Below are 7,821 nucleotides of genomic sequence, written 5' to 3' on the forward strand. Positions count from 1 at the left end.
TCGCCGGCAACGCCTCGGTCACGCGCCGTGGCGGCATCGTCGACGAAACGCAGCGCGCCGATCAGGCCATCGCGGGTGGCATAGGCGAAGTCGTCCCACAGGTACTTGTCGCCTTCGAAGTTGATCTGCGTGGTCAGGTGCCGGTGCCCCGGCGCCGAGATGAAGAAGTGCACGTGGGCCGGGCGCTGGCCGTGGCGGCCCAGCAGGTTCAGGCATTCCTGGGTCGGCCCCTGGGGGTCGCAGCCATAGCCCGAGGGCACGATGGAGCGCGCCCGGTAGCGGCCCTCGGCATCGGTGACGATGCGCCGGCGCAGGTTGTATTCGGACTGGGTCGAGTCGAAGTACGAATAGGTGCCCTGGGTATTGGCATGCCACAGGTCGACGGTGGCGCCGGCCAGGGGTTGGCCTTGGGCATCGAACACCTGGCCCTGGAGGAACATCACCACACCCGGGTCGGTGCCATCGTCCATCCGCGCCTCACCCTCGGACAGCGGCGCGCCGGCCACGTACAGCGGGCCTTCGATGGTGCGCGGGGTGCCGCCGCCAAGGCCGGCTTCGGCGTCCTTGGCATCCTGCAGCAGGTCGATGAAGTGCTCGATGCCCAGGCCCGCGGCCAACAGGCCGGCCTCGTTGCGCCCGCCCAGGCGGTTGAGGTAGTCGACGGCGTGCCAGAACTCGCCCTCGCTGACCTGCAGGTCTTCGATCAGGCGCGCGGTGTCCTGCAGCACACGCAGGATGATCGCTTTGCAGCGTGGGTTGCCTTCGGCCTGGCCAAGGCCGGCCACTTGCTCGAAGAAGGCCTGGACATCGGGGGTGTGGGAGATCTTCACGGTCATCTTGCTTACCTCGTATTGTTCTTGTCGGGTAGTCGTGGCGCAGGGTGCGTTTCAGCGGTCGTCGGCATGGATCGACGAGGGGTGGCGGCACAGGCCGTCGACCTCGATGTCCATGTACGGGAACAGCGGCAGTTGCATCAGCGTGTCGTGCAGCGCCTCGACGCTGGGCAGGTCGAACACGCTGTAGTTGGCGTAGTGCCCGGCGATGCGCCACAGGTGGCGCCAGCTGCCCTCGCGCTGCAGGCGCTGGGCCAGTTCCTTCTCGTCGGCCTTCAGTTGCGCGGCCTTGGCCGGGTCCATGTCGACCGGCAGTTTCACGGTCATCTTCACGTGGAACAGCATGGGGTTTCTCCTTGGGGTTAGCGGCGGGCAAACCGCGCCAGGCGGGCTTCGTCCAGGCTCAGGCCGAGGCCTGGGGTGCGCGGCACGTGCAGTTGGAAGTCGTGGTACTGCGGCGGCTCGTTGACGATGTCTTCGGTCAGCAGCAGCGGGCCGAACAGCTCGGTGCCCCAGGTCAGCTGGCGCAGGGTGAGGAAGGCGTGGGCCGAGGCCAGGGTGCCGATCGAGCCTTCGAGCATGGTCCCGCCGTACAGGGCGATGCCGGCTGCCTCGGCGATCTGCGCGGTGCGCAGCACGGCGCGCGGCCCGCCGTTCTTGGCGATCTTCAGGGCGAAGATGCTGGCGGCGCCGTCGGCGGCCAGGCTGAAGGCGTCCTCGACGCTTTCGATGGATTCGTCGGCCATGATCGGCGCCGGGCTGCGCTGGTTCAGGCGAACTTGCCCGCCGCGGTTGATGCGCGAAATCGGCTGCTCGATCAGGTCGATGCCGTTGTCGCCCAGCACCTGGCAGGCGCGCAGGGCCTGGGACTCGTCCCAGTACTGGTTGACGTCCACGCGCACGCTGGCCCGCTCGCCCAGCTCGCGCTTGATCGCCACCACGTGCTTGAGATCCTGCTCCAGCGGGTTGGCGCCGATCTTCAGCTTGAACAGCCGATGGCGGCGGATGTCCAGCATGTGCTCGGCCTCGGCGATGTCGCGGGCGGTGTCGCCGCTGGCCAGGGTCCAGGCCACTTCCAGGCTGTCGCGCACGCGCCCGCCGAGCAACTCGCTGACCGGCAGGCCCAGGCGCTTGCCCTGGGCGTCGAGCAGCGCGCTTTCGATGCCGGACTTGGCGAAGGTGTTGCCCTTGGCCAGCTTGTCGAGCTTGAGCATGGCGGCGTTGATGTTGTCGGCCGGCAGGCCGATCAGTGCCGGAGCCAGGTGCGCGTCGATGTTGGCCTTGATGCCCTCGGGGCTCTCGTAGCCGTAGGCCAGGCCGCCGATGGTGGTGGCCTCGCCGAGGCCTTCGATGCCGTCGCTGCATTGGAGGCGCAGGACCACCAGGGTCTGCTGCTGCATGGTGTGCATGGCCAGCTTGTGCGGGCGGATGGTCGGCAGGTCGACGATGATCGCGTCGATGCGCTCGATCAGGGCGTTTGTCATGGTTGGAAAGTCCCGTCAAATCGGGCTGCAGAGCGCAGATCCGATACTACATTTACTTGATTATTCAAGCATTGCGCGAGAACCTGAGGGCCGTCCAATATCAAATGAATCTCCCACCATACCCAGGAGGTCTCGTGGAGCTGCGCCACCTTCGCTACTTCAAGGTCCTGGCCGAAACCCTGAACTTCACCCGCGCCGCCGAGCTGCTGCACATGGCCCAGCCGCCGCTGAGCCGGCAGATCGGCCAGCTCGAGGAACAGCTGGGTACCTTGCTGGTGGTGCGCGAGCGGCCGCTGCGCCTGACCGAGGCCGGGCGTTTCTTCCACGAGCAGACCTGCACCCTGCTGCAGCAGCTGGACAACATCAGCGAAAACACCCGGCGCATTGGCCAGGGCCAGCGCCAGTGGCTGGGCATCGGCTTTGCCCCCTCGACCCTGTACACCGTGCTGCCGGAGCTGATCCGCGAACTGCGCCAGGACAGCGAACTGGAGCTGGGCCTGAGCGAGATGACCACCCTGCAGCAGGTCGAGGCGCTGAAAAGCGGGCGCATCGACATCGCCTTCGGCCGCATCCGCATCGACGACCCGGCGATCCAGCAGCAGGTGCTGCGCGAAGACCCGCTGGTGGCCGTGCTGCCCAAGGGCCACGCCCTGGCCGGTGCGCCCCTGTCGCTGGCGCAGCTGGCGCGCGAGGCCTTCGTGCTCTACCCGGCCAACCCCAGGCCCAGCTATGCCGACCACATCCTCGCGCTGTTCGCCCACCACGGCATGAGCCTCAAGGTCAGCCAGTGGGCCAATGAGCTGCAGACCGCCATCGGCCTGGTTGCCGTGGGCCTTGGCGTGACCCTGGTGCCCGAATCGGTGCAGCAGCAGCACCGCACCGATATCGAATACGCAAGCCTGCTCGACACCGGCGCGGTCAGCCCGATCATCCTCAGCCGGCGCAAGGGCGACATGAGCCCGATGGTGCAGCGCTGCCTGGCGCTGATCGCCCAGCAGGCTGCACCTGACGCAGCATCATCCATGGCCTGAGCAGCCGTCGTTTGTCAGCCTTGGCGCAGTGTTTTCTAATGCCTGCGAACAACCCGACCCCAGCACAGGAAACGCCTGCGATGATTCACGGAAAAACCCTCGATGCATGGTGCGCCTCCCACCCGTTGATCGAAGACCTGGTCGCGCTGCGCGAAACCCAATGGTTCAACCCGGCCATCGCCCCGGCAGCCGAGGCCCTGGGCGACGTCGGCCTGGGCGCTGCCGATGTGCAGGCTGCCAGCGCCCGCCTGCAGCGCTTTGCGCCGTACCTGGCCACGGTGTTTGCGGACACCGCCGCCAGCGCCGGGATCATCGAGTCGCCCTTGCGCGCGCTGCCCAACCTGCAGCGCACCCTGCTGCAGGAAGCCGGCCTTGAGACCGCCGGCAAGCTGTGGCTCAAGGCCGACAGCGAGTTGCCGATTTCCGGCTCGATCAAGGCCCGTGGCGGCATCCACGAAGTGCTCAAGCATGCCGAGGACCTGGCCCTGGAGGCGGGACTGATCACCCTGGGCAGCGACTACCGCGTGCTGGCCGAGGCGCCGGCGCGGCAGTTCTTCAGCCAGTACAAGGTCGCGGTCGGCTCCACCGGCAACCTCGGCCTGTCGATCGGCATCATGAGCGCCAAGCTGGGTTTCCAGGCCACCGTGCACATGTCGGCCGATGCCCGCCAGTGGAAGAAGGACAAGCTGCGCGCCAACGGCGTGAGCGTGGTCGAGCATCCGTCCGACTACAGCGTGGCCGTGGCCCAGGGGCGCCAGCAGGCTGCGGGCGATCCGCTGTGCTACTTCGTCGATGACGAGAACTCGCCGCACCTGTTCCTCGGCTATGCCGTGGCGGCCGAGCGGCTGGCGCTGCAATTTCAGGCGCAAGGCATCGCGGTGGACGCCGAGCACCCGCTGTTCGTCTACCTGCCCTGCGGCGTGGGCGGCGGCCCTGGTGGCGTGGCCTTCGGCCTGAAGCTGGCGTTCGGCGACCACGTGCATTGCCTGTTCGCCGAGCCGACCCACTCGCCTTGCATGCTGCTGGGGGTGTACACCGGGCTGCACGACCAGGTGTGCGTGCAGGATTTTGCCATCGACAACGTCACCGCCGCCGACGGCCTGGCGGTGGGCCGCCCGTCCGGCTTCGTCGGCAAGGCCATGCAGCGTTTGCTCGATGGCTACTACACCGTCAGCGACGAACAGCTGTACCGCCTGCTGGGGCTGGCCCACGACCAGGAGCAGGCGCGCCTGGAGCCCTCGGCGCTGGCCGGTGTGCCGGGCATGCTGCGGGTGCTGCAGGCCGCCCCCTACCTTGAACGCATGGCGCTGACAGCGGCGCGCATGGCCAATGCCACGCACCTGGTCTGGGGCACCGGCGGCAGCATGGTGCCGGCCGAGGAATACGCCGCCTACCTGGCCAAGGGCCGGGGCTGAGCACATGCGCGAGCTCAGCGGTGCCCACCTGGCCAACCTGCATACCTTCCTGGTCGCGGCGCGGCACCTGAGCTTCGCCCGCGCCGCCGACGAGCTGTGCCTGACGGCCAGTGCGGTCAGCCACCGCATCGCCCGGCTGGAGGCCGAGCTTGCGCTGAAACTGTTCCAGCGCCTGCCGCGCCAGGTGCTGCTGACCGAGGACGGCGAGCGCATCTACCGCAGCATGCAGCAGGCCATGGACACGTTGAGCGAAGCGCTGCAGGCGCGCTCGGACGAACAGGTGGCCGGGCAACTGACCTTCCATGTACGGCCGTCGGTGGCGCAGTGCTGGCTGGTGCCCAAACTTGCCGACTTCAGCGCCCGCTACCCGGATATCCAGCTGGATGTGCGCGTGGGCAACGAGCGCATCGACTACCGCACGCGGCAGGTCGACCTGCTGTTGTGCTATTCGGATGGCGATTACCCAGGCCTGGTCAGCACCCGCCTGATGGCCGAACGCATTGCCCCGGTCTGCTCGGCGCACTACGCCCGGCAACAGGACCTGAGCAACCGGCCAGACGCCCTGCGCGGCAGCACCCTGCTGCACGATGTGGCGGCCTGGGACAACGCCGCCTTCGATGCCGAGTGGCAGTTATGGCGGCGTGCGGCCGGCTGGCCCGAGGTGCAGGCGGCGCGCTTTCTGACCTTCGACCGCTCCGACCTGTGCAGCCTGGCGGCCGTGCACCATGCCGGTATCGCCATGGGCCGCGAGCAGCTGGTGCGCGAACAGCTGGCCGATGGCCAACTGGTGCTCCCCTTCGGCGACTTCCTGACGGTGGGCAAGCACGGCTACTACCTGGTGCACCCGGCCCATGCACCCATGCCGCGGCGCCTGCAGGTGCTGATCGAATGGCTGCTGGGCATGGCCGCGCGCTGAGCCGTCAATCGCGCTCGAAGAAGCTGCGACCCTGCTCCTTCAACAACACGACCAAGGCCTGCGCCGCCGGCGACAGGTAGCCATCGGTGCGCACCGACACGGCCACGGTCCTGCGCATGGTGGTCTGCGGCAACGGCACTTCGCGCAACCACGATGCGCCCAGGCCATGCTCCAGGGTTTCCCGGGCGGCAAAACTCAGCAGCTGGGTGCGGGCGATCAGGCGCGGCAGCAGGGAAATCGCGTTGGTCTCGACCTGCACCTGCGGCGCCGGCAGCTGGTGCTCGATGAACACGTTGTCGATCCAGCGCCGGGCGGTCACGGTCGGGCCGGCCAGCACCCAGCGGTACTGGCACAGGTCCTTGAGGGCGATGGGGCCGGCGAACACCGGGTGTTCGGCGCTGGCCACCACCACCGCCTCGTCTTCGAGGATGGGGTGGCTGGTGAACTGCGGGTCGTCGGCGATCTGCGGCGCAATGATCACATCCAGCCGGCCGGCGCGCAGCGATTCCTTGAGCACATCGTCCTGGGCGATGGACAGCTTCAAGGTCACCTGCGGCGCCCGCTCCAACAGCGCCGCCGTGAGGTGCGCCAGCAAGTGGTCGGCCATGCTCGCCGCGCAGCCCAGGCGGATGTTGCCAACCAGCCCGTTGGCGAAGTCGCGCACCTCGCGCTCGGTTTCGGCGATGTTCAGCTGCAACTGCTTGCCACGGGCCAGCAGCAGCTTGCCGACATCGGTGAGCTTGATGCGCCTGCCGTCACGCTGGAACAGGCGAGTGCCCAGCGACTCTTCCAGGCGCTGAATGCTCTTGGTCAGGGCCGGCTGGCTGCGGTTGAGGCGCTCGGCGGCGCGGCCCAGGTGGCCGAGTTCGGCGATGGTTTCGAAGTAGGTGAGGTCGCGCAGGTCCATGATCGATGAATTTCAGTTATGGATTTATCAAAAGTAGAAAATAGACTTGATCGATTGGCCCGTCGATAATTTTCTCCGCTGGCGCTGCCAGCCCCGCGTTATCGCTGCGCAAGGAGTATCGACATTGCCCAACGCCCTCTCCACCTGCTCCAGACCCTCTCTGCAATGGCTTGCCCTGTTGCTCTGCGCCGGCGCCGCCGGCCAGGCGCTGCATGCCCTGGCCGTGCCGGCCGGGTTGTTTCTCGGCCCGATGCTGGTGGCCATCGTCTTCGCCGTGTGCGGTGCGCGCCTGAGCCTGCATCGCCAGGTGTTCCGCTTCGGCCAGGGCTGCGTCGGGCTGCTGGTGGCCCACTCGGTGAGCTGGGCGGTGCTGGTGTCGATGGCCCAGTCCTGGCACCTGATGCTGCTAGCCACCTTGATTACCGTGCTGCTCAGTGCCTTGGTCGGCCTGGGCACCGTGCGCCTGGGCGGCATCCCCGGCAGCACCGCGGCGTGGGGCACGGCGCCGGGGGCGGCTTCGGCGATGGTGTCGATGGCCGAGGAGAACGGCGCTGACGGGCGCGTGGTGGCCACCATGCAGTACGTGCGGGTGGTGTGCGTGGTGATGGTCGGCTCGCTGGTCAGCCACCTGCTCGGCGCCACCCCTGGCGCTGCGCCTGCCGCCAGCGCTGCGCTGGCACCTGCTGCCACGCCCTGGCTGGATACCTTGCTCAGCCTGGCGGTGGTGCTGGTTGGGCTGCTGGTGGGCAAGCGCATGCCGGCGGGTGCGCTGCTGATGCCGCTGCTGCTGGGGGCGGCCCTGCAGTTGAGCGGGTTGCTGACCATCCACCTGCCGGAACCCTTGCTGGCGTTCGCCTATGCAGCGATTGGTTGCTACATCGGCTTGCGCTTCGACCGGCAGACGCTGCGCTATGTGTGGAAGCGGCTGCCGGCCATGATTGCCGGGGCGTTGGCGCTGATCGTGCTGTGCGCGGTGTGCGCCTGGGGCCTGGCCTGGGCGATGGGGGTGGATTTTCTGTCGATGTACCTGGCCACCAGCCCGGGTGGGCTGGATGCCATGGCGATCATTGCGGTGGAGACCCATGCCGATGTGGGGCTGGTGCTGGCGATGCAGACGTTGCGGTTGTTCGGGGTGATTCTGACTGGGGCGTTCTGTGCTCGGCAGATCATTCGCTTGAGCAGGGTTTGAGGCGCTTGGCTTGAGCCTTTGGGTGTTCATGAGATCGAGCGCCGCC

At 67.7% G+C, this 7,821-nt stretch carries 8 protein-coding genes; 4 read left to right on the forward strand and 4 right to left on the reverse strand.

All coding sequences use genetic code 11. The features are described 5' to 3' along the window. The 3 genes from catA to L6D75_RS26990 form a co-directional block, all read right to left on the reverse strand. Window positions 1-836 (reverse strand): catechol 1,2-dioxygenase (gene catA / locus L6D75_RS26980; protein ID WP_176518369.1); only part of this gene is annotated, 836 nt, incomplete at its 3' end. A 51-nt stretch (window positions 837-887) separates the two neighbouring features. Continuing rightward, complete coding sequence (catC, locus tag L6D75_RS26985) at window positions 888-1,178, reverse strand: muconolactone Delta-isomerase (protein WP_042127247.1); 291 nt, start codon at window positions 1,176-1,178, stop codon at window positions 888-890. 17 nt (window positions 1,179-1,195) lie between these two features. After that, entirely contained in the window at window positions 1,196-2,317 is a 1,122-nt protein-coding gene (locus L6D75_RS26990; protein ID WP_236193953.1) for a muconate cycloisomerase family protein, read from the reverse strand. Window positions 2,318-2,451: 134 nt separating this feature from the next. Here L6D75_RS26990 and L6D75_RS26995 point away from each other — a divergent pair, with 134 nt between their 5' ends. The 3 genes from L6D75_RS26995 (at window position 2,452) to dsdC (ending at window position 5,679) form a co-directional block, all read left to right on the forward strand. Further along, window positions 2,452-3,348, forward strand: coding sequence for a LysR family transcriptional regulator (locus L6D75_RS26995; RefSeq protein WP_176518165.1), 897 nt, complete (start codon window positions 2,452-2,454; stop codon window positions 3,346-3,348). Between the two features lie 80 nt (window positions 3,349-3,428). Beyond that, on the forward strand, window positions 3,429-4,763 hold the full coding sequence (locus L6D75_RS27000) for a D-serine ammonia-lyase (protein ID WP_176518166.1): 1,335 nt from the start codon (window positions 3,429-3,431) through the stop codon (window positions 4,761-4,763). Window positions 4,764-4,767: 4 nt separating this feature from the next. Then, the gene (gene dsdC, locus L6D75_RS27005) at window positions 4,768-5,679 is read left to right on the forward strand and encodes a DNA-binding transcriptional regulator DsdC (RefSeq protein ID WP_176518167.1); all 912 of its coding nucleotides are present in this window, start codon (window positions 4,768-4,770) and stop codon (window positions 5,677-5,679) included. 4 nt (window positions 5,680-5,683) lie between these two features. On the opposite strand, the gene L6D75_RS27010 is transcribed toward dsdC, so the two are convergent. Further along, window positions 5,684-6,586 carry a LysR family transcriptional regulator gene (locus L6D75_RS27010; RefSeq protein WP_176518168.1) on the reverse strand — a complete coding sequence of 301 codons (903 nt, stop codon included), beginning with the start codon at window positions 6,584-6,586 and terminating at the stop codon, window positions 5,684-5,686. Window positions 6,587-6,710: 124 nt separating this feature from the next. Here L6D75_RS27010 and L6D75_RS27015 point away from each other — a divergent pair, with 124 nt between their 5' ends. Beyond that, window positions 6,711-7,775: an AbrB family transcriptional regulator gene (locus L6D75_RS27015; RefSeq protein ID WP_176518169.1), complete on the forward strand. Its 1,065-nt coding sequence runs from the start codon at window positions 6,711-6,713 to the stop codon at window positions 7,773-7,775. Window positions 7,776-7,821 lie beyond the last annotated feature (46 nt).

Origin of the sequence: Pseudomonas faucium (genome assembly GCF_021602585.1) — a bacterium.
Taxonomy (GTDB): domain Bacteria; phylum Pseudomonadota; class Gammaproteobacteria; order Pseudomonadales; family Pseudomonadaceae; genus Aquipseudomonas; species Aquipseudomonas faucium.

Bases quoted from the DNA above. Each gene is read 5' to 3' on its own strand.
- catC (WP_042127247.1), bottom strand. From the start codon at position 1,178: ATGCTGTTCCACGTGAAGATGACCGTGAAACTGCCGGTCGACATGGAC.
- L6D75_RS26990 (WP_236193953.1), bottom strand. From the start codon at position 2,317: ATGACAAACGCCCTGATCGAGCGCATCGACGCGATCATCGTCGACCTG.
- L6D75_RS27000 (WP_176518166.1), top strand. From the start codon at position 3,429: ATGATTCACGGAAAAACCCTCGATGCATGGTGCGCCTCCCACCCGTTG.
- dsdC (WP_176518167.1), top strand. From the start codon at position 4,768: ATGCGCGAGCTCAGCGGTGCCCACCTGGCCAACCTGCATACCTTCCTG.
- L6D75_RS27010 (WP_176518168.1), bottom strand. From the start codon at position 6,586: ATGGACCTGCGCGACCTCACCTACTTCGAAACCATCGCCGAACTCGGC.